This is a genomic window from Arthrobacter sp. CAU 1506, from assembly GCF_005047635.1.
GTDB lineage: Bacteria > Actinomycetota > Actinomycetes > Actinomycetales > Micrococcaceae > Crystallibacter.
The window spans coordinates 91242-112302 of sequence record NZ_SUKC01000014.1 but is presented as its reverse complement, the minus strand read 5'-3'; the positions used below and the strand labels follow the sequence as shown (position 1 = coordinate 112302).

16 protein-coding genes, 1 tRNA gene and 1 pseudogene are annotated in these 21061 nt (G+C 63.9%); 8 read left to right on the top strand and 10 right to left on the bottom strand.

The features are described 5' to 3' along the window. From E4J89_RS15315 to E4J89_RS15305, 3 genes are all read right to left on the bottom strand, one after another. On the bottom strand, window positions 1-669 hold a 669-nt coding region (locus E4J89_RS15315), incomplete at its 3' end, for an N-acetylneuraminate synthase family protein (RefSeq protein WP_136787011.1). A gap of 268 nt (window positions 670-937) precedes the next feature. Beyond that, entirely contained in the window at window positions 938-2620 is a 1683-nt protein-coding gene (gene ettA / locus E4J89_RS15310; RefSeq protein WP_136787010.1) for an energy-dependent translational throttle protein EttA, read from the bottom strand. 93 nt (window positions 2621-2713) lie between these two features. Then, window positions 2714-3295, bottom strand: coding sequence for a single-stranded DNA-binding protein (locus tag E4J89_RS15305; RefSeq protein WP_136787009.1), 582 nt, complete (start codon window positions 3293-3295; stop codon window positions 2714-2716). Between the two features lie 210 nt (window positions 3296-3505). Here E4J89_RS15305 and E4J89_RS15300 point away from each other — a divergent pair, with 210 nt between their 5' ends. The 3 genes from E4J89_RS15300 to E4J89_RS15290 all read left to right on the top strand — a co-directional run bounded on the left by E4J89_RS15300 (window position 3506) and on the right by E4J89_RS15290 (window position 6581). Then, window positions 3506-4552: a tyrosine-type recombinase/integrase gene (locus E4J89_RS15300; RefSeq protein WP_136787008.1), complete on the top strand. Its 1047-nt coding sequence runs from the start codon at window positions 3506-3508 to the stop codon at window positions 4550-4552. A gap of 56 nt (window positions 4553-4608) precedes the next feature. After that, a tRNA-Arg gene (locus tag E4J89_RS15295) sits at window positions 4609-4681 on the top strand. A 1018-nt stretch (window positions 4682-5699) separates the two neighbouring features. Further along, complete coding sequence (locus E4J89_RS15290; protein ID WP_169304026.1) at window positions 5700-6581, top strand: GT-D fold domain-containing glycosyltransferase; 882 nt, start codon at window positions 5700-5702, stop codon at window positions 6579-6581. 108 nt (window positions 6582-6689) lie between these two features. Here E4J89_RS15290 and E4J89_RS15285 read toward each other — a convergent pair whose 3' ends face one another. Next, entirely contained in the window at window positions 6690-7382 is a 693-nt protein-coding gene (locus E4J89_RS15285; RefSeq protein ID WP_346763391.1) for an acyltransferase family protein, read from the bottom strand. A 15-nt stretch (window positions 7383-7397) separates the two neighbouring features. Next, window positions 7398-7700, bottom strand: coding sequence for a hypothetical protein (locus E4J89_RS15280; RefSeq protein WP_136787005.1), 303 nt, complete (start codon window positions 7698-7700; stop codon window positions 7398-7400). An 811-nt stretch (window positions 7701-8511) separates the two neighbouring features. Here E4J89_RS15280 and E4J89_RS15275 point away from each other — a divergent pair. Together E4J89_RS15275 and E4J89_RS15270 are read left to right on the top strand one after the other, a co-directional pair. Continuing rightward, entirely contained in the window at window positions 8512-9369 is an 858-nt protein-coding gene (locus E4J89_RS15275; protein ID WP_136787004.1) for a hypothetical protein, read from the top strand. Window positions 9370-10051: 682 nt separating this feature from the next. Beyond that, entirely contained in the window at window positions 10052-10789 is a 738-nt protein-coding gene (locus tag E4J89_RS15270; protein ID WP_136787003.1) for a polysaccharide deacetylase family protein, read from the top strand. 61 nt (window positions 10790-10850) lie between these two features. Here the strand turns inward: E4J89_RS15270 and E4J89_RS19780 are convergent. The 3 genes and pseudogenes from E4J89_RS19780 to E4J89_RS19435 all read right to left on the bottom strand — a co-directional run. Further along, a pseudogene (locus E4J89_RS19780) lies at window positions 10851-10996 on the bottom strand (endonuclease/exonuclease/phosphatase family protein); the annotation flags it as partial. A 134-nt stretch (window positions 10997-11130) separates the two neighbouring features. After that, entirely contained in the window at window positions 11131-11328 is a 198-nt protein-coding gene (locus tag E4J89_RS15260) for a hypothetical protein (RefSeq protein WP_136787002.1), read from the bottom strand. Between the two features lie 58 nt (window positions 11329-11386). Beyond that, window positions 11387-11527, bottom strand: a complete 141-nt coding sequence (locus E4J89_RS19435) for a hypothetical protein (RefSeq protein ID WP_169304025.1) — start codon at window positions 11525-11527, stop codon at window positions 11387-11389. 183 nt (window positions 11528-11710) lie between these two features. Between E4J89_RS19435 and E4J89_RS15255 the strand changes: the two genes are divergently transcribed. After that, entirely contained in the window at window positions 11711-12736 is a 1026-nt protein-coding gene (locus E4J89_RS15255; protein ID WP_136787001.1) for an endonuclease/exonuclease/phosphatase family protein, read from the top strand. A gap of 38 nt (window positions 12737-12774) precedes the next feature. Here the strand turns inward: E4J89_RS15255 and E4J89_RS15250 are convergent, their stop codons facing one another. Beyond that, window positions 12775-16278 (bottom strand): CDP-glycerol glycerophosphotransferase family protein, encoded by a 3504-nt coding sequence (locus E4J89_RS15250; RefSeq protein WP_240691921.1) that lies wholly within the window; start codon window positions 16276-16278, stop codon window positions 12775-12777. Then, a complete protein-coding gene (locus E4J89_RS15245; protein WP_169304024.1) occupies window positions 16275-17711 on the bottom strand; it encodes a stealth family protein in 1437 nt (478 codons plus the stop codon). Before E4J89_RS15245 ends, E4J89_RS15250 begins: the two co-directional genes overlap by 4 nt. Window positions 17712-17909: 198 nt before the next feature. On the opposite strand from E4J89_RS15245, the gene E4J89_RS15240 reads away from it, so the two are divergent. Beyond that, window positions 17910-19106: a CDP-glycerol glycerophosphotransferase family protein gene (locus E4J89_RS15240; RefSeq protein WP_136786999.1), complete on the top strand. Its 1197-nt coding sequence runs from the start codon at window positions 17910-17912 to the stop codon at window positions 19104-19106. Window positions 19107-19306: 200 nt separating this feature from the next. Beyond that, entirely contained in the window at window positions 19307-20944 is a 1638-nt protein-coding gene (locus E4J89_RS15235; protein WP_136786998.1) for a CotH kinase family protein, read from the top strand. The last annotated feature ends 117 nt before the right edge of the window (window positions 20945-21061 follow it).

The following is a 21061-nucleotide window of genomic DNA, read 5'->3' as shown; positions in this document are numbered from 1 at the left end:
CCCGCGCTCGTGCCCGGAATAGCCCACCGGCACCTGGTAGCGCTCCTGCAGCGTGCTGATCATCCGCAGGTTCGCCTCTTCCGGCGGCAGCGGGTAGGTCGAGGTCGCGTGCATCAGGATCAGCTTGTCCGTGCCCAGGGTCTCCACCGCCTTGTCGATCTGCTCGATCGTGGACATCCCGGTGGACAGGATCACCGGCTTGCCGGTCTCGCGCAGCGCCTTCGGCAGGTCCAGGTCGGTCACCGAAGCGGAGGCCACCTTGTGGGTCAGCGCGCCGGCGTCCTCCATGAACGCGACCGAGGGAACATCCCACGGCGAAGCGAAGCAGTGCAGCCCGCGGTCGGCGGCGTGCGAGATCAGCTTCTGGTAGATCGGCATGTCAAACTCCACCCGGTACCGGTAGTCCAGGTAAGTCATCTCGCCCCACGGGGTGGAACGCATCTTGTCGCGCATGTCCGCCGGGGTGGAGATCTCCGGGGTGCGCTTCTGGAACTTCACCGCGTTCGCGCCGGCCTCGGCCGCCACATCGATCAACTGCTTGGCGATCTCGATGTCGCCGTTGTGGTTGATCCCGATCTCGCCGATCACATAGACCGGCTGCCCGGCACCGACCTGCACGTCACCGATCGCGACGGGAGCCGGCGCACCGGCGGGAAAATTGGAAGGCATAGCTTGCGTGGTCAATGTAGCTCTTTCTGTACCGCTGACTCGATGACCACCTCACGCTATGGTCAAACGGTAAAGCACCGGCGCTGGCCAAGTGACCGGCCGGTGTACAGAAGGCGACAAACTGAGGAAGCGGCTTTTCGGCCCAGGCCTTGGGTGCTGTTGCACCGGCTCCAGCGCCGGGCCGGGGCGGGCCGGGCGCCTCCGGCTGTAAAAAATGCAGCGAGCGGCCCCGGAACCGGGAGCCGCTCGCTGCAGTCTGGACCTACCGTCAGTCGCGGGTCAGGCGGCGGTGCGTCACGCGGTGCGGCTTGGCCGCGTCCGGACCCAGCCGTTCCACCTTGTTCTGCTCGTAGGAGTCGAAGTTGCCCTCGAACCAGTACCAGTTCGCGGGTTCTTCGTCGGTGCCCTCGTAGGCGAGGATGTGGGTGGCCACCCGGTCCAGGAACCAGCGGTCGTGCGAGACCACCACGGCGCAGCCGGGGAATTCCAGCAGCGCGTTTTCCAGGCTGGACAGCGTCTCGACGTCCAGGTCGTTGGTCGGCTCGTCGAGCAGCAGCAGGTTGCCGCCCTGCTTCAGGGTCAGCGCCAGGTTCAGCCGGTTGCGCTCACCGCCGGAGAGCACGCCGGCCTTCTTCTGCTGGTCCGGGCCCTTGAACCCGAAGGCGGAGACATACGCGCGGGAGGGCATTTCGACCTGGCCCACCTGGATGTGGTCCAGGCCGTCGGAGACGACCTCCCACAGCGTCTTGTTCGGGTCGATGCCGCCGCGGGACTGGTCCACGTAGGAGATCTTGACGGAATCGCCGATCTTCAGCTCCCCGTCGTCCAGCGGCTCAAGGCCCACGATGGTCTTGAACAGCGTGGTCTTGCCGACGCCGTTGGGACCGATCACGCCGACGATGCCGTTGCGCGGGAGCGAGAAGGACAGGCCGTTGATCAGCTCGCGGTCGCCGAACCCCTTGCGCAGGTCCGTGGCCTCGATGACCAGCTGGCCCAGCCGCGGTCCCGGCGGAATCTGGATCTCTTCGAAGTCCAGTTTCCGGGTGCGCTCCGCCTCTGCCGCCATTTCCTCGTAGCGGGCCAGACGGGCCTTGGACTTGGTCTGCCGGCCCTTGGCGTTCGAGCGGACCCAGTCCAGTTCCTCGGCCAGCCGCTTGGCCTGCTTGGCGTCTTTCTTGCCCTGGATTTCGAGGCGGGAGCGCTTCTTTTCCAGGTACGTGGAGTAGTTGCCCTCGTACGGGTAGAGGTGCCCGCGGTCCACTTCGGCGATCCATTCGGCCACGTGGTCCAGGAAGTACCGGTCGTGGGTCACGGCGAGGACGGCGCCCGGGTAGGACTTCAGGTGCTGTTCCAGCCACAGCACGCTTTCGGCGTCCAGGTGGTTGGTGGGCTCGTCGAGCAGCAGCAGGTCCGGCTTCTGCAGCAGCAGCTTGCACAGCGCCACCCGGCGCCGCTCGCCGCCCGACAGCACGGTCACATCGGCGTCGCCCGGCGGGCAGCGCAGAGCGTCCATGGCCTGCTCCAGCTGCGAATCGATGTCCCAGGCGTCGGCGGCGTCGATGGCCTCCTGCAGCTTGCCCATCTCCTCCAGCAGCGCATCGTAGTCGGCATCCGGGCTGGCCATCTCTTCGGAGATCTCGTTGAAGCGCTGGATCTTCCCGTAGATCTCGCCGACGCCTTCCTGGACGTTGCCCAGGACGGTCTTTTCCTCGTTCAGCGGCGGTTCCTGCAGCAGGATGCCGACCGTGTAGCCGGGGCTCAGCCGCGCCTCGCCGTTGGACGGGGTGTCCAGCCCGGCCATGATCTTCAGGATCGTGGACTTGCCCGCACCGTTGGGGCCGACGACGCCGATCTTGGCGCCGGGGAAGAACGACATGCTCACGTCGTCCAGAATGACTTTGTCGCCAACGGCCTTGCGGGCCTTGGTCATCGTGTAAATGAATTCCGCCATGCCCTCAAGGCTAGTCGGTGCGCCCCGCGATCACACATTCAGGACACCTGCAAACCCGTGACGGGCAGGCGGGCGCCGCCCGCCACGGACTGCTCAGCTGGCCAACGGCAGGTCCGCCCCGCTTTCCCGGTCGCCGCCGGCAGCCTCCTCCTCCGCTGCCGCCCTTGCCGGCTGGACCGCGGCCACGGGGCTGCCCGCCTCCGCGTCCGGGACGGAAACCGCCGGATCCGGATCCGCCAAGGCCATCGACCGGCAGTCCAGGGAGCGGGGGTGCGGCGCGTCCGTGCCGTCCGGCGCCGCGCCCGTTGGCGCTGCCGTCCAGTTCTTGATGAACTCCGCGGTGCCGCGGCGCAGGTCATGCCCGATGGAATCCGCATCAATCTCCGGGGAGGTGCCGCGGCGGCCGTCCTGCAGCTCCCACTGGCGCAGCTTCAGCTTGCCGGTGACCACCACCGGATCGCCCTTGGCCAGGCTCCGCCACAGGTTTTCCGCCAAGCCGCGGAATGCCTGCACCGTGTACCAGTTGGTCACGCCCTTGACCCACTCGCCCGTGTCGCGGTTCAGCCAATCCCCTGACGACGCCAGCCTGAACTCCGCCACCGCGTCCCCCTTCTTGGTCCGCTTCCGCTGCACCTCCGTGCCGAGCACGCCGCGGACCGTGATGTAGTCACTCATCTCCTGCCTCCGATCTTCTCGAAGCCGGCGGTGCCGCCGGCAGCAGCCACTCTGCCCCAGCCGGACGGCGGGCAAAAGCGGTGCGGCCCCGGCTGTGGACGGGTTCCCGCCGGCGCCCGGGTGTGTAGGCGAACTTGGCACGGCACCGGGTTGTCCACAGCGGAGGAGGCCGAGCGCCAGGGCCCTGACTGCTGGCCATAGCCTCTAGGCGTGGATCCAGTCTCTTCCAGCGCACAAGGGCGCCGCGGCTACCGGCGGCGTGCCCGCTTCGCCGTCGCTGGTCCGGGCATGGCACCGCGAGAGCGGGAGATGACCGTCGGCGCGTTGTACGCCGACTGGATGCGACTGCTGACCACCCAGGGGCTGCGCGGCAGGCCCATCGCGGCCAGCACGGCGGCCAATTACCGCAAGAACTGGCACCGGCACATCGCGCCGCGCTGGTCGTCCACGCCGGTGGACCAGGTGCACTGGCGCGACGTCGGCGAGTGGATCGCCGGCCTGCAGGCCGGCAGCCGCGGCCAGTCCGGCAACAACACCCGCCGCCGGGTGGCGCTGATGTTCATCCGGCTGATGCGCCACAGCGTCTATCTGGAACTGCTGCCGGAGAATCCGGCCACCGATGCCACCGGCCGGGCCGGCTACGTGCCCCGGGCCCCGGTGGAGAAACGGCGCATCTATTTGTCGATGCCGGAGCTTCAAGCCCTCGCCGGACAATGTGCGCCGTGGACGGATCTCATCATGCTCGCCGGGACCACCGGACTGCGCTGGGGCGAGATCACCGCGCTGCAGGCCCGGGACTTCCGCAGCACGCCCGAAGGCTGGCTGCTGGACGTGCTGCGCTCCTGGACGGAGGGCGACACCGGCGCACCGTCGCCCAACACCAAGAACGGCGGCACGCGCACCGTCCCGGTTCCGGACAAGGTTGCCGCCATGGTGCTCGGCGTCCGGCCGCCCGAGGGCCTGCTGTTCCGCTCCCCCGGCCGCAGCGGGGTTCCCGGCGGGCGGCTGCACCACTCGAACTTCGCCGCCCGCGTGCTGCGCCCGGGCGCCGCCGGGGCCGGGCTGGACCCGGCCCCCACGTTCCACGACCTGCGCCACACCGCCGTCAGCCTGATCCTGCACTCCACCAAGGACGTCAAACTGGCGCAGCGGATCGCCGGCCATTCCTCCGCTCAGCTGACCTTGGACACGTATGCCGAACTGTTCGAACAGACCCTCTTCACCGCCTCCCGGGCACTGAACGGCTTGATAGAGTAAATCCTGGATTTGCCCCGAGCCGGACGCGTGCGCAGCGGCCCGGGCTGAAACCGCCAGCCTCGGTAGCTCAGCGGATAGAGCAGGAGCCTTCTAATCTCTTGGTCGCAGGTTCGATTCCTGTCCGGGGCGCAGCGAAAAGCGGCTCTGACTAGGCGCTATGCCCGGTCGGGGCCGCTCCAATTTTGCACCCTCTGGGGGGCAGATCCACCGCTTACCCACCGCTTTCGCTTCTGACCACCGCCCCATCATCTCGGCCAGATGCTCACAGGCCTTGCGGTGGGGCGGGTCCCATGCCCCCAGTCCAACCGACTGCCTGGTGTCAAACATCGCGCTGACAGGCGCGGGAGCAGGGCCCGCGTATACGGCGTGGCCGGAAAATTGATCAGCCGTGACATCTACGGCCAGTTCGTTCGACTCCAGCAAGTCATGCCCGCCGTTGCTATCCGACCGTGTGGCATTCACAATGGGCCATAAACCGAGGCCGGCGTCCTGCAAGATATGCCCCCAGAGCCTAAGACGCCCACGTGCATGAGGACTTGGGGAAGCTCGCGAACCCTGGGTGCGCTTTCGCGGCCGGGCTCGCTGCAGCTTCCAGGAAGCGAGATACCAGTTCCTGCACCTGCTCCAGCCTGGCACCCTCAAGCGCAGGCCTCATTGTGTGCCACCTAAAGCTTCAAGGCCCGATGTCATGTCGTGGGTCTTCTGCACGTAGTGCCGGCTGGTGATCTGCTCACTGGAGCGGCCCAACTGGGCAGATGCTGAATGCCATGCCCGCGGTGTTGGCCAGCAGGGTTCCAACAGACTTGCGGAAGGTGTGCGGCGTGACCCACGGAAACCAATATCATCCCGGGCCGAACGCCACTGCTTTCGGAAGTGCCGGGATTCCGCAGGGTGCATGTGGACGACGGAAATACTACGCCCCAAGGGTGGGTAACGATCTGCTGCACTTGGCGGGTGTTCGGCAACGACTTCAAGGGCCTCGCCGGAGGCACATCCGGGACCGTCAACACCACCAGCAACCGGGTCTGATCGGGGCGGGTCGGGCTTCTAGCGGTTGGTATGCTGAGGGAAATCTCGTACCACTAGGAGCCCGATGATCTCCCGCTACGCACCGAAACTCCGATCAGCATTCGCGTTGATGCGGGACATGTCCAAGTCCCTGAAAAGCCAGGAAGACCTGATGGCCCGGCAACTGGAGCTCCTGGAAGTCCAAAATGACATGCTGAGCAAGATCCGGTGGCATGTTTCGGAGTCGCGGCAAATCAGCGACGAGATCCGCAACGGGCTCGCGGCACCACGCCTGGACGAGATGAGCGACTTCCTTGCCGAACGGCAGTTAGGGCTTGTGGAAACCATCGAAACCGTCCGCGACCGGAAACTGAGCCTGGCACGATACGGTGACGGCGAGTTCAAACTGATGTTCCGGCTCGAACACGACACCCAGTTCCAACGCAACTCCACACAGGTTTTCCAAGCCCTCAACGATGTTGTCCTGCACGCCATGGACAACCCCGACAAACTGCTGGTCGGCTTGCCGCACCCCCACCGTGACAAGTATTGGACGAACTTCTACAGCCAATTCTCGGGGCAGATCATCAAGCGGTTCGAAGCCCTGCCGGTCGTGGGGAACAGCCAAGCCACTCGCCCCATCCTTTTCCATGCGTGCGGGCCGGCAGCCGTGGACGCGTGGAGGTCCGTGTGGGAAGGGCTGGATGTAACTGTCGTGACCGGGCGTGGTTCACGGTTCGAGATGGTCCCGGAACTGTTCGACAACATCCGCTCGTCCACGTTTGAATACTCCGAGCCGCGGCATGCGTTCGATGATCTTCCCCGGCTGCTCAAGGTGCTCGAAGGCTCCACCTCGGATCTGGTGCTTATTTCATTAGGTCAGGCGGGGACCGTTCTTGCCAGCGAGTTGGCTATGAGGGGTCAGTGGGCTCTCGACATTGGGCACCTCAGCAACAGTTACAACCAGATCTACAAGGGCGCTGTCCGGCCGGAACAACTGCCCTTCAGCACAGTCGAGTAACCACAGCCGCACCCGATACGGAAGGCCCTCACCGCATGGTGGGGGCCGTCGTTGCACCCAGAACCCCGCGCCACGGTGGGTTATAGCCCGAGTCTGAGCCGCCCGGCGTCAGGATGCATTGTCAGCGCCCTGACGCCGGGGCGCCAGTCCCACCACTCGATCTCGGTAGGTGCGCAGGACCGCGTCAAATCCAGGGTGCGAAAACACGGCGACGACGGCCACTGCAACCAGCAGGCAGACGCCGAGGGCAACCCAGCGCCCGTAGTCCTCCAACACTGCAGGCATCATCATTGCCAACCCCATGATAATGAACCCATGGAATAGGTAGACTGCTAAGCTGCGTCTACCTGCCGCCGCGATCCTGCCCTGCCGGTCAGGCATAAAGGCCAGGAACGCGAAGACCATCAGCGCCGACAGTGACAACAGCCCGGCGCGCATCAGCGCACCCTCCCCCGCGTCGGCATTCAGGTCCTCATAGCTGCGGCTAGCAAAGAACCACCACGGACTAAGGTCTGCACGGAACACCACCCACGTCAGGGCCCCAGAGGCGGCAGCCAGCCCGGCTTTGGCAACGATAGGCAGACGAGCGGCCACCCCGACTATGCGGTGGCCGAAGACCGCACCGAGAACATAGAACGGCAAGAAAACAACTGCCCGCGAGACCGCGAACTCGTTCCCCAAGAAGCCGAAACAGCCCGCTGCCACAGCGGCTACCACGGAAACCACGAGTGCAGTGCGCTGGAACCGAATAGCCTGTGGCAAGAGAAGCTGCCAGTAAACGAGGGCGAGCAAGAACCACAGAGTCCAGAACGGGAACTAGGAGAACTGCTGCGGCGTACCGGCAAGCGTGTCGAATACCCAGTACAAGCCTTGGAAGGTCAGCAGCAGGAGCAAGATCCCGCCGGCACGCTCCGGCAGTCGGTTGGCCTTAGCAGTGATCCCCGCAAGGAACACGAACGCCGGCATGTGGAACAAGTAGATCGCCGTCAATGCGAGCCGGAACGTCTCGGCATCCCAAAAGTTTGTGACTTCAAGCAGATGCCCGAGTACTACCAGCACGATCAGAGCGCCCTTAGCGGTGTCGATGCGATGATCACGGTTCGGCAGCGTGGCGGGCATCGCATGAGTCTAGCCCACGCACTCCCGCGCCACGGCGGGTTATGACCCTGGCTGCGTCGGCCCGGCAGTCGTACACAGACCTCCGGGCTGACATAACCGGGCACCGTTCGCGAACACATTCTTTACGCACGACCCACAGAGGCCACGCATGATTGACGGCATACCCATCAACCTCGACACCCTGACCCCCGTGGGCCTCTACATCCTGCTCGTACTCCTGCTCTACTTCGAACGAGTAGTATCCATCGGCAGGGTCCGCGCCGCATGAGGACGCCAAATACTGGCGGGATCTCTGCGAGAAAAAATGACCTCACAATCAGCCAGCTAACGGAGACCAACAACGTACACGTGGGAGCGTCGGAGAAACCGTTGCAAAGGTCATGACCGAGCTACAGAACAAGGCCGGAGATGAGAAGTGAAGTGGTTCACCCGAAAACCCGCAAGCATGGAGATGCACCTGGGCACTGCAGTGCCCAGGTGCCCGCAACCTAGCAGCTGTTGCAATACATTGGTAGACGACGAAAACCAGCATCCCCAAATCTTTTGGTCGCAGGTTCAATTCCTGTCCGGGAAGAACTGCTGGAGCCTACGGCCGTTCTCGCGGCGGCTCGCACACGTGATGCGTTGGCACCACACGGATGGCGATGCGACGCCTCCCTCAACTGTTCTCCGGCTACTCCGAGCCTGCCTACGACTTCGGGGGCCTCCGAGTGAGCAGAATCTCAAATATTCGCTGCGGTCCTGGGAACCTGCCGGATACAGGTATCGTTACCTATCCGTAATAATCCCCAGATTGAACTAGGTACGAAATATGGCTGACGACTCCGCCGCCGACGACAAAAAGCCCAAAGCGCTCGGGCTAAGTGGCACACAGACTATAGGCTCGGCGATGGCCGCGGTGACCTCCGCACTGGTAGGTTCCTTTCTCGGCGTCGCCGGAACGCTGATCGGCGCCGCCATTGGTTCCATCGTCGCCACGGTGGGCGCCGCACTCTACGCCCGGACGCTGAGCTCCGCCGCCACTGTGGCCCTGAAGAAAATCCCCAAGGCTCGGGTACGCGCCCTGCGGGAAGTCGAAGAGGTGGCCGCCAGCGCACCATCCGAGGCGATCGAACCGCAGACCGAGCCGACCAGACGGAAGGATAAACGCGCCAAGAAGCCCATCACGCCGATGACGTGGGTCAAGGTTGGACTGGCAAGCACAGCGGCTTTCGCCATCGCGATGATCGGCATTACCGCGGTCGAATTCGGCACCAGTCAGCCGATCTCCAGCCTGGTCTCGTCTGCTACAGGGATTGACCGTGCATCGAGCGCTTATAAGACGACCCTTGGCTCCTTGGGCGGCAACAAGGAGGCAGCGGAAGAAACGGACAAACCCGCCAAACAGGATGAGGATCCCGCAAAGACCGGAGACGGCGCGGCCGACGACTCCGAAACCGCGGATAATCCTGAAGTGGGCGGGAACAACTCGACCGAAATCGAAGAGCCGGGACTTAGCGAATCGGACGGCACCGAACAGGTCCCGGCCCCTGCCCCGGAAACGGGCCAGACCGCTGAACCTGCGCCGGATACGACCCAGGCCCCGGTGCCGGAACAGACCCCAGAGCCCACCCCCGCCGAGCAGGGCGGCCCGTCCGATGGTGGCGGCGACACCGGAACCGGCCAGTAGCACGTCGCTTCCCGCGGCTGGGCGCCGAGCGCCCGGCCGCGGGAATCTTCTTTGCAGGCCTGACGTCTTGGCCCGGGCGGGGGCAGAACAGCGGATCACGCCAGGTGATCCGGTCGGGCGACTCAGGGCTAACGCTTCGCTCAAACACGATCCCAGCGGACCACGTCGTCCATCCCTCCGCCGACATCCGCTTCCTTGCAGCCAGACAGGCCGGGCACCGGCAAACAGCCACAATCCTGTTTCGCTAGGTGCCCCACTGAAAAGTGAGCGCGTGGAATGAGCTGGTGCCTCACATAGGTGAACGCGAGAGGCTTGATGTCATTCGGTTCTTGGGAGTCGACGGCTCAACGGTTCCAAGGATGCCATGTCGGGGTGCCGGCTGGCAGTCATTGCCTTGGTTTTGTCTTTGGACAGATTAATTAGGCGGAGCTGGATCTAGTTGATCCGGCCCAGCCATCGGAATCTTGCCTTCCACATTAGCCAGCCTGCCCCGGACCCGGGGCTACGCGCTCAAAGAATCTCCTGAGGCACCTACCCACTCCAAGTGCTCAAAGAAATTGAGGGACGTCGCCGTCTTGCCCTCCTGAGAGCCTTTGCTCCATACTGCCAGTAGCCGCGCGCGCCCCACGAACTGGCGCCCCCAGCTCCGGCCGCACGGTGTTTGGGGGAAGGACGGTGCGCCATGCGTACCAGCCGAATTTTGATCATCTTGGCCACTGTCTTGGGGCTCACCACGGCGGGGTTCGTGCCCAGCGCCCAGGCGGCCATTAGCTGGACGCAAAGCGAGGCGCGGGGACCCAACCACACCAGCCGCGTGGTGCTGACCTATGACGATTGTCCGAAGACTTTGACCTCCTTCAAGAAGGTCATCAAATACGCCAAAAAGAAAAACATCGGACTCGTCATCGCGCCCACCGGCCGGTGCCTGCAGAAGTACAAGAAGAAATACGACGTCGACCTGGCGAAGCTGGCCCGCTCCTACGGCCAGTACGTCATTAACCACAGCATTAACCACCGCGGGGATATGAAAAAGCTCAGCTGCGCCGCCGTGGCCCGCGAGCTGCGTGCCCCCGGCGTGGTGACCAATTACGGCCGCCCGCCGCATGGCCGCATCGATGATTCGGTCCGCTGCGGCTACCGCAAGGCCGGCATGAGGCCGTGGCTCTGGACCGGAGAAACCTATGACTTCACAGGCAAGACAAAGGCACAGGTGGTCTCCTCCGCGGCGAAGACAGCCGCCAAGGGCGGCACCATCTTGATGCATATGCAGTGGAACGGCTTCAATCCCGATGCCATCAGCAAGATCAAATCCAAACTGGCCGACCGCGGACTCAAGGTATGTCGGGCCTACCGCGGCAAGGACAACAAGGGCTCAGTCATCACCAGTCCTGTGAGGCTGCCGTCCAAGCTCCCCTGCTAAGTGTGTCTCTACAGCAGATGCAAGCGGGGCAGTTGGCGCGGGTGGTCCGGTTTTCGTCGACGTATTCGGCAGTCCCGAGAATCGGCAAATGGTCCGACTGATCGCGCGGCAAAATTTTCACGTTCTGAATGTCCACTCCCAAAGAGGTGGCGAAATCGAAGTGGCGCGGAAGAGCTTGTAGCGCGTGTAGGCCCGACGATTACCCAGGTCAGGGCTTAGCCGGATTCCTTCAGGTGCTCAACCCAGGTTTTTGGTGAAGAAGGGGAGTTGAAATCCCCCACCATCTCCCCGGTTCTTGATGGCGATATTCTCGGTCCAGCCGGTGAAGACATCGGTGGCGGTCAGGTTGCAGGCGAACTCGCCTCCAGCGAATGACCAGATCGATTTCCAGAATGCCTGGGCTGTTCCATATCGTCCAAGGCCCGGCGCACGGCTATCTCAAAGCGCAGCAGCGAACCGGGTTTGGTTGCTGAAACGGCGTTGAGATACCCCGCGTTCTTGGCCGGTTTCAGCAGGCGGTCGATGGTCGCAGGGCTCATGGTCACCAGTTGTTCGTGCACATGGGCGTTCAGGCGGCGTCGACAGGCCTTAGCTCGTTCAAGCGTTCCAGCGATCGAGCACGTCAGCCATGATCGGCACCAGCAACTTGCCGCAGGGCTCGCCCGAAAGCGACCAAACCAACTGAAGCATCTTCAGGGTGTCGTAGCCGTAGGGCCATGATCGCGGCACGCTCGTCAAGGATCCGGCCCTTCTCCTTCTTTAAAGCCCGCTGTAGTCCTGGGCCCTCTGTTTGATGATCTCCCGTTTCGGTTCGTTGACAGCACCTAGACACCGGTCCATACTGGCTGCTGTCTGCAGGGCCTTCCGTGGAAATGGACCGCGATTCAGCCCGCAGCCAATGGGGGAAAAGCGGGTGGAGCCATGCGCACACGCACATTGGTCATGCCGTCCAAACCGGCGGCTTTTCTGGCCGCGATGCTCCTTGTTCCCGGCGTCCTGACCCCATCGTTTCTGTCCGCAGACGTCTTGACTTTGGGCCCAACCCAGTCCGGCCACAGCACAGCGGCTGGCGGCAGCACGAACGCGGCCGGAAGCCCAGAGATCGACGTGCGGGTCATGACGTTCAATATCCGACACGGCACGGACGAAGATAACGACCTTGACCTGGAGAGCGTCGCGGACGATATCAAATCCGCCAAGGCACAGATCGTCGGGCTACAGGAAGTAGACCGGCACCGCTCCTCCCGGAGTGACTTCGTAGACCAGGCCAAGTGGCTGGCTAAGCGCCTTCACATGCATTTTGCTTTCGGGCTCAACCGCAAGACACCGCCGAAGAAAGGGCACAAGAAGCCCGGCCTGCACGGAGTCGTTGTGCTGAGCAAGTTTCCCATCCTCTCAGCACACAACCACATGCTGACCAGCATCAAATACAAGCACCGCCCCACCAAGCAGCGCAGCATGCTAGAGGTGGTGATTGACGTCAAAGGCACCAAGATCAGCTTCTACAACACGCATCTGGACCACCAGCGTAAGGAACAGCGTCTGGCCGAGATGCAGCAAATTCTGGCGATAACCCGGCAGTCCTCCAGGCCGTCGGTCTTCGTTGGCGACCTCAACTCCCAGCCCTCCTCCCGGGTGTTGGATCTGGCCAGGACCCAGTTCCACGACGTCATGGCCGAGCTGGGCGAAGGCGAGGAACTGACCTTCCCCTACGAGGATCCGGACCGAAGGATTGATTACATTCTGACCCGCGGGCCGATCACCGCGCGTTGGGGCGTCGTGGTTGACACGGATTCCTCGGACCACATGCCTGTGGTGGCAGATCTGGCCATTGCCAAGCCCGTCAAAAAGCCGTCCCCGCCGCCAGCCCGACTGGAGGGCGGACCGAGGATTGCGCCGCACCCACCGGTGGCGCCGAGGACCGGCACCACGCCCATCTGGTTCTGACCACGGCTCTGGCCGGCGCCGACGGAGGCTCGGACTCGTCAGGGTTGCGGGGACGTCGCTCTGGGGCCGTCGTCGTCACCCGGCTTGCGGACCTCATCCGAATCGGGACGCCTTCGCCTCCGGACGGGCGGAAGCAGCAGGTCCACCACCCGCCGGGCGGCACCGCCGTCATCCTTCGGCGCGAAGCGAGCCGCAAACTCCTCCAGCCGACGCTCGCGTCCGGGATCCGGGGCAGCCGCCTCGGCGAGCGCGTCGAACAGTTCGTCTTGGGTCTGGGCCACCGGTCCGGGCAGGTCGGGGCCATATTCGAGGTAAAAGCCGCGCAGCGTGTCCCGGTAGTGCTCCAGATCATAGGCATAGAGAACGATCGGCCGGCGCAGAATGGCGTAATCGAACAGGACCGATGAATAGTCGGTGACCAGCACGTCGCTGGCCAGAAACAGTTCCTGGATCTCCGGATACCCAGAAACATCACGCACGCAGCCCGCGACGTTCTCGGGAATGGCCAACCGGTTCGCGATCAGCACATGCATGCGCAACAGGAGCACGGTATCTGCGCCAAAGCGCTGCTGGAAGGCGCTCAGGTCCAACGGCAGTTCAAAGCCGAACCGCCCCGTGCCAGACGACTGGTCATCACGGAAGGTCGGTGCATAGAGGATCACCCGGCGGCCGTGCGGAATGCCCAGCCGTTCCCGGATCACCTTGCCTGCATCGCTCCCACGATTCAGGGCGAGCACGTCGTTGCGTGGATAACCTTCTTCCAGCACCGGCCCTCTGTATCCGAAGGCGCTGCGGAACGCGTTCGTGGCATAGGGGCTGGGCGACAGCAGCACGCTCCACTGCCGGACCGCTTGGTCGACACGCACCATATACTCTTCGTCGCGGCCATGGACCTGTTCCAGGTCGTGCACCATGCGCTTGAGCGGTGTTCCATGCCAGGTCTGGATGAACACGCCTTTTCCGCGCCGCCGCAGGTAATGCGGGAAGTTCTGGTTGTTCACCCAATACCTTGCTCTGGCCAGATACCAGTAATAGCCGGGCGAGAGCCGCCGCACCACCTTGGTCCGCGGATCGCTGTTGGGCAGTTTCCGGTGGTAGATCCACACTTTGCGGCGCTGGTCCCCCCGCCGGACCAGTTCCTCGTAGAGGTAGCGCGGGCTGTCCGCATACTGGGTGCCCAGCCCGCTCTCGAACACGATGAGGTCGTCGGCGGCCGGGGTGCGCGTAACGGCGCTGAAGAGTCGGCGCATGGCCGGGAAGTAGAGTCGGCTGCCACGCAGCCGACGGCCCGCCGTCACCAACACTTCCGGTACTCCGCCGTCGCGCAGTCCCCGGGCGGCAGGCCGGGCGTGGAGCACCGCGTCGAAAATACGACGACAATTCTCCTGGTCCTTGAACGTGAGGAACCGACGTGCCCGCCGCCGGTACTCGGGGGTGACCTTGCAGCCGGAGCCGAGGGCCTCCTCCAGCAACTCCAGCAGCCTGTCACGGTCGAACGCGATCCGTCCCGGCAGTTCGGCATCCAGGTCAAGGTGCGAACCCCGCGGACCGAGGAACCGTTCCCGATCGAACTGGTAGTAGATCACCGGCTTGTCCAGAAAGCTGAAATCGAAGCCCACGCTGGAGTAGTCAGTGACCAGCAGCGCGCTCTGCTTCAGCAGGTACTGCACGCTGATTTCCCCCTGTGAAATGACGCGAGCCGGGACGCCGTCGAAGTAGGTGCGGTATTGCTGCATGTTGGGGTGAAGGCAAAAGACCAGTTCGGCCCCGTACTGTTCGGTCAGCGCGGCCAGCCGCGGGTCCCGCAGGAAGGCAGCCCAGGCGTGCAGATAGTCGGACTCGGCGAACCGGCCCGGGTCCTGCAGCCAATCCCGCCAAGTGGGGATCACCAGGATTTGGTTCGGCTTGACCGGAACGTCGTGGGCAAAAAGCGTGTCGAATCGGGACAGCCCCGTGACGACGACCTGGCCAGGCCGGTAGCCGAAGTCGCTGACGATGTACTCTTTCTCCCGCTCCGAGCTGACCAGGAACAGGTCCGTTTCAAAGCCCGGGGAATTGCGTCCGTAGTTGGGCACCATCCACTTGGTGCCCATCACTCCGTGCTGCAGGAAGACCTTCACGCCCCGTGCCGCGCGGTGAAACTGCGGCAGCCTCGTCGGATAGAGGAAATCGGGGTGGTGCGACCCGATAAACCGTTCGGCCCTCAGCGCCACGGCCACGTGCTCCTTGGACTGATACGCCACCACGTTGTCCAAGCCCTCAAGGTTTTGGGCCTCCGGGGAATCCGGATCAATGACGTAGTAGGCGTCGATCTCCGGATGGCTGGTGCGCAGGTACTTGAAGAAGGCCAGTCCCGTGTCCTGGGCCTTATAGGGTTGCTCGCCGACCAGCCACACCGGGCGGTCCCCCGTTTTGCCGGCCTTCGGCTGCGGGAGCATCCGGGCGCGGGTGTGCTCCTGCAGGCACTCGAAGGCGTCGGTGTCCAGCAGCTCTATGTGGAAGGACGTCTTCCTCGCTTTGAACGTGTAGTACGGGATGATGCACAGCGTGCGCTCGCCGCGGTTCTTCCAGCCGGGCCGGGTCAGCTTGCGGACGATATACCGGGTCCGGCCGACCCGCACCCGGTGCGGTTCAGCCGACGCCCTGTCATGGATCTCCAGCCAGGCGTCCAGAATGCCGTCTTTGGCCAGCGCATCATCCGAAAGGGCGCCCAGGTCGAGCCGAACGGAGAGCCGGTACTCGTGAAGCCCGAAATTACGTTGGGTCACGGTTCTGTCCAGAGCCAATCGTGCGGGGGCGGTGTACCGGGCTCCGCTGCGGCGTCCGGTGAGCACGAGTTCGGCCCTGACAGCCTCACCATGGCGTGTGCGCAGCCGCCCCGAGAGCCGGACCACGCCGTCGGCCACCGAGAGGCGCTTCACGTAGATAGCGTGGTACGGCTTGAGCGGGCGGTTGACCGCAAGTCTGAGAAAGCCATTCCGGTTCACATACAGCGCTAAGACGGTGCCGGTAGCTGTGGTGACCGGCCGCAGCGGGCCTATAACAGTGCGACGGAACCTGCCCATTGAGACAAAGCCATGGGAATGGCCGTCTTCCGCATCTACCCTGGATGCATAGCTTGGCAGCCGGTCTGCGGTGGCCCTGAGTTCCAGCAGCAACGGCAGAACGCCGCCCTCGCCGTCATCTGCCGGTTGGACTGCGACACCGGGGAAATCCTCCAGCCCGATCACCGCCGAGTACTCCGGACCCGTCTGACTTGGTCCCTGCCCACGTCGGGTCGGTGCCCAGGTCGGACCCGAGCCCGGTGACACCGGGTGCAGTTCGGCCAGCCGGACCAGTTCCTCCCCGGATCTGGTCCACAGTGCGATCGGGGCCAGCTCCGTCGACAATCTCAGGCGCACCGTCAACTGCGTGCCCTGCTGGCTCACGGCCAACCCGTGCAACTCCAGCCGGGCGCCGGACGCGCTTCGGTCCAGGACGTGCTCAAGGCGCCGCCGGGCCGAGCGGACCAGGCTCTGGAGGGCAGCCGCCGGCGCCGTCACTCCTGCACCTCGAACGAACACGGCACGGGGAAATACTCGGTGAGGAATTCGAGCATCATCCGGTCCAGGTCGGTCTGGTCCAGTCCGGTGCTATCCACCTCGTTGAGACAGAAGACATCCGAATTGCGGTCACGCAGCAGCCGCAGCAATTTGCCTTGTGCGGAAGGCTGCGAGATGTCGCAGTAACGGTAGCTCAGCCGCCCCGGCACCGTGGTGCCAATCAGATAGCCGTAGTAGTGGGCCACCGCGGAGGCCACAGAGATGTCCTCGGGTGTGCGGAACTTCGCCGAGGTGGTCGCGCGGATCTCAGCCGGAAACTCCCGTTCGATCCGGGCCAACGTGCTGACCCGCTGCGGGTGGGCCACGTGCTGGAACTTGTAGGCGATCGTCCTCCCAAAGGCGGTCTCCAACAACGCGCGGTTCCGGCGTGCCGCGCTGTCCACGGGAAGGTCATCCGGGCCGCCAGGGCCGAAGTCCACCGCTTTGCTGGAGGGAAACATCTTGGTCATCCCGTTACCGAGGAAAAATAGTTCCGGTTCAACGTGGCGGCCGAAGAAGACGTCGTCGTTCAGGTAGAGAAAGTGCTCGCTCAGGCCCGGAATGCGATGCAACTGGGCCTCGATGGCATGCGAGTTGAAGGTGGGAAGCACGTCGGGGTCCGCAAAGATGTCACGGTGGTGGACCAGCGTGACCCGCGGGTTGCCGAGGTCCAACCATGCCGGGGCCTGCCCGGCGGTGACCAGGTAGACGTGGTTGATCCAGGGCGCGAAATAGTCCAGCGAGCGCAGCGAGAAGCGCAGTTCGTCGTGCTGCCGGAAGCGTGCCTCATTCGCTGAGTACTCGCTGTACCCGCCACGGTTGACGGTTCCCTCAGCCACCGCCCGCCGCCAGGCCTCGGCTTTCTGGGCCGCCCATTCCGGATCGGCGCCGTCCACCCAGGTGTAGACGGCGTCTATCGGAAAGATGACGTCCGAATACCACGGCAGAGTCCGGCGCGGACCGTCGACCATGCTCAGAATGCAGCCATGCCGCTGGTCGGCCAGCACCACTCCGCCTGCTTCCAAGGCTTCGAAAAAGGTTAGCTGCTCGCCCGGGACCGGCTTGACATCGGTGACGGGATGCGGGCCCTCCCCACTGCCGGAGAGCACATACACGGGCCGCCCCACCGCGGCGTGTGCAATCGCCGTCACGGCCTGCTGCAGCTGCTCGGGCGCTATGTCCAGGGTGGGCATTTCCCCAGGCAGCGTCGCGTCCCGGAAGACAATGCCGGCGGCCTTAAGGGCTCCACCGACCAGAGCCCGGTTGTCTGCAATGGCCTGTACCGCGCTGAACCGTCCCACGGAGCGGGCCGGCAACAGTCCCCCGGCCACCGACACGGCGGCCTCACCTTCGGTTAATTCCGTGTGCTGTACCCGTAGCCGCGTATGGTCCACTGCTCTCTTAAGGCCTCGCTGCATGCCAGTCCTGCCATAGACGAGGTTGAATAAGGCCCGTGCCACGGGCCTGGGAAGTGTGCGTGCGAGCCATCCCCGCACTGCGGCGATCATACGCTTCCCTCCCCCAGCGAACCGGTAGTCCCCCTTAGCAGGAATACTAGGCTGGTAGCAGTCCCACGGAAAGCAGGAAAACCCTTGACCATCGCCGCAACCGCCCGACGAACACTGGAGCTGGCACGCGACCGTGCCGCTGGTGCGCTCTTGGAACGCCGGGTCCGAGCCCGGCTTGCTGCCGCCAATACCGGCGCCCCGGACCGTTTCGACTGCGTGGTTTACTTCGCCGATGATCGCGGCAGCGCCTACCAGCTGCGGCAATGGCTGGCGCCTCTGGCGGAGCTAGCCAAGAGGCATCCAACCGCAGTCCTGGTGCACCGGCCGACGACGACGGCAGCGCTGCTGCCGGACTCTCAGCTGCCGGTGTTCCTGACCACCGGCATTGGCCAGGTGGAGGACTTCGTGGACTCGCACGGCGTCAGGCTGGTGTTCTACGTGAACAACAACCGGGACAATTTCACCGTCCTGCGACTAGCTGGCCCGCGCCATGTGCATCTGAGCCACGGTGAGAGCGACAAGATATCGATGGCATCCAACCAGCTCAAGGCGTATGACTACGCTTTCATCGCCGGGGCCGCGTCTCGCGAACGCATCCTCGGCCACCTCCAGGGGATGGATCCGGCCAAGCTGGTAGAAATCGGCCGGCCACAGCTGGACACCCCGGTAGAGGACATCAAGGTGTACGCCGGGGAGCGGACCACCGTGCTGTATGCCCCCACGTGGGAAGGAGACCGGCCCGCGATGGCCTACGGTTCCGCGCACAGCCATGGCCCCGCACTGGTCAGGGCGCTGCTGGCCGATCCGCGCTACCGGCTGATCTTCCGCCCCCACCCGCGCACCGGTGTCCGCATCCCTGCCCACCGGACCGCCGTGCGCGAAATTACCGACTTGATCAAGAACGCGCAGCAGCAGGATCCCGGTGCGGACCATTATCTGGATCGGCGCCCCGATGTAGCTGCTGCTATGGCCGAGGCGGATGCATGTATTTGCGACATCTCGGCGGTGGCGATGGACTGGCTGCCGCATGCGAAGCCACTGCTGGTCACCCGCCCGGTGGACCCCGAAGCTCAAATCCAGGACGGCGGGATCACCGCCGTCGTGCCACTGCTGGACGCCGCCGCTGCCCAAGACGTCCCGAGCATCCTCTCAGGCATGCTGTCCCTGCCCGTGCCAAGTGAGCAGAAGGTCCTGGTGGAACACCATTTCGGTGACACCGCGCCGGGTGCGGCTACTCGGCGTTTCCTGGAGGCGGTGGAGCGGGTGCTGCCCGAGGGCTGAGGTCTTCCCGCTGGCTCAAATCAACACCACCGGAGCTGCATCGGCGCTGGCCGGGGCTCCGGACATTAAGCCGCCTCATGCCGGTTCACATTCGGAATGGCGCTCGGGGGTGTTGTCCTATCGCAGCCCGAGGAGTAGTGTACGGGCACTATCGCACTTGGGGTTGCGCATCTGGGGTTGCGTGCTGATTCGGGGGAATCATGAAAAGCCTATTTTCTGCTGCCGCAATAGTCTCGCTCTCGCTCGGTTTGCTGGTGATGCCGCCCGCGCTGCCGCAAGCGAACGCGGCCACCGGCACATTGTCCATTGTCGACGGCGGATCGGGGACCGCCGCCAAGGCGACCGCACAGTTCAGCCCCGCAGCATCGGGCCAAGCCGTCAAACTGCAAGTGAAAACGCTCGTCACGTCCATGACCGTCGAGGTGGCGTCCGCGACCTGGAAGACAGTTGCCACCGGCGCCCAGGACGCCAGTGGCAAGGCGACGCTCAGCATCGCCAATCCGCTGGAGGTCAAGCACGAGTATCGTGCTGTGACCGGCTCCGGAAGCACACAAGTTGTCACCGGCACGGTCAAATACGCGTCCAAGACCGCCACCAAGAAGACCGGACTCCCCGTGGTCTACCTGAACACCAACGAGGGCAAGACGATCAGCACCCGCAGCCGCTACTTCGAAGGCAGGTTTGCCATCAAGGCTGGTGCCGGCTGCACAGCGGTCTCATCGCAGGTGGCGGCGGCCAAAGGACGGGGCAACTCGTCCTGGACGTTCGAGAAAAAGTCGTACACGGTCAAGCTCGACGATAAAGTCAATCTGTGCGGACTGGGCGCCAGCAAGAAATGGGCTCTCGTAGCGAACCACTATGACAAGTCGCTGCTGCGCAACTCGCTCGCCGGATTCATCGGCTCCAAAATGACGAAGCTGGCTTGGACCCCCAAGTCCAAGCCGGTGGACCTCTACATTAACGGTGCCTACCGCGGTTCGTACCTGTTGATCGAACGGATTGCCGTGACCGACCCGGCCAAGAAGAAGCCAGGCGACGCGGTCCGGGTCAGCGTTCCGGAATTGGATTCGGGCTCCACCGACAAGACCGGCGGCTATGTCCTCGAGTGGGATTTCCGTAAAGGAGCCGATCACAACGTGACAGTCGGTAAACACGGCTATGTGGGCATCAAAGAGCCCGAAAACGACTACGACGAGGCGGGCAAGGATACCGGAAAAGGCATCACGGCGGCCCAGATCAAATACATCGACGGGTACCTCGACGCCGCGGACAAGGCTCTATTCGGCAAGAACTTCAAGTCCTCCACCAAGGGCTGGCGAAAGTACATCAGCCTTCCCTCCGCCGTGGACTACTACATCGCCATGGAACTCATGAAGCCCCTCGACGGCAACATGTATGCCAGCGTCTACATGTACAAGAAGCCGAACGGGAAACTGTATTTCGGACCGCTGTGGGACTTTGATATGGCAGCCGGAAACGCCGACCGGGGCGGAAAGCTGGAAACCACCAACAGCTGGTATCTCCGTGATCCGCTCAAGATCGCCGCGCGGCAGTCGGCGGACACTTGGTTCAACCGGCTGAATGACGATCCTGGGTTCCGGAAGGCCGTCAGCAAGCGCTGGACGCAGGTTCACGCCTCGCTGAAAAAGAGCGATTCCTACCTCGCCAGCCAAAGCAAGACGATCTCGAAATCCGCCGCATCAAACTTCAAGCTGTGGAAGGTCAAGGAGAAGCTCCGCACCTACCAGATCGTCAAGGGCACCTGGTCGAAGGAAGTCAGCTACCTGCGCAGCTGGACCAAGAGCCGGATCAGCTGGATGAACAAGCAGTACCGGTAACGCAGTTGCTCCCTGTTTCCGGCGGGGAGCGGCGGGTAGACTGACCGGCACACCGCACCTTGGCCGTGACCTTCGTCAGGAGCCAAAACGAAAGCACCGCTCACATCACGGGCCGGA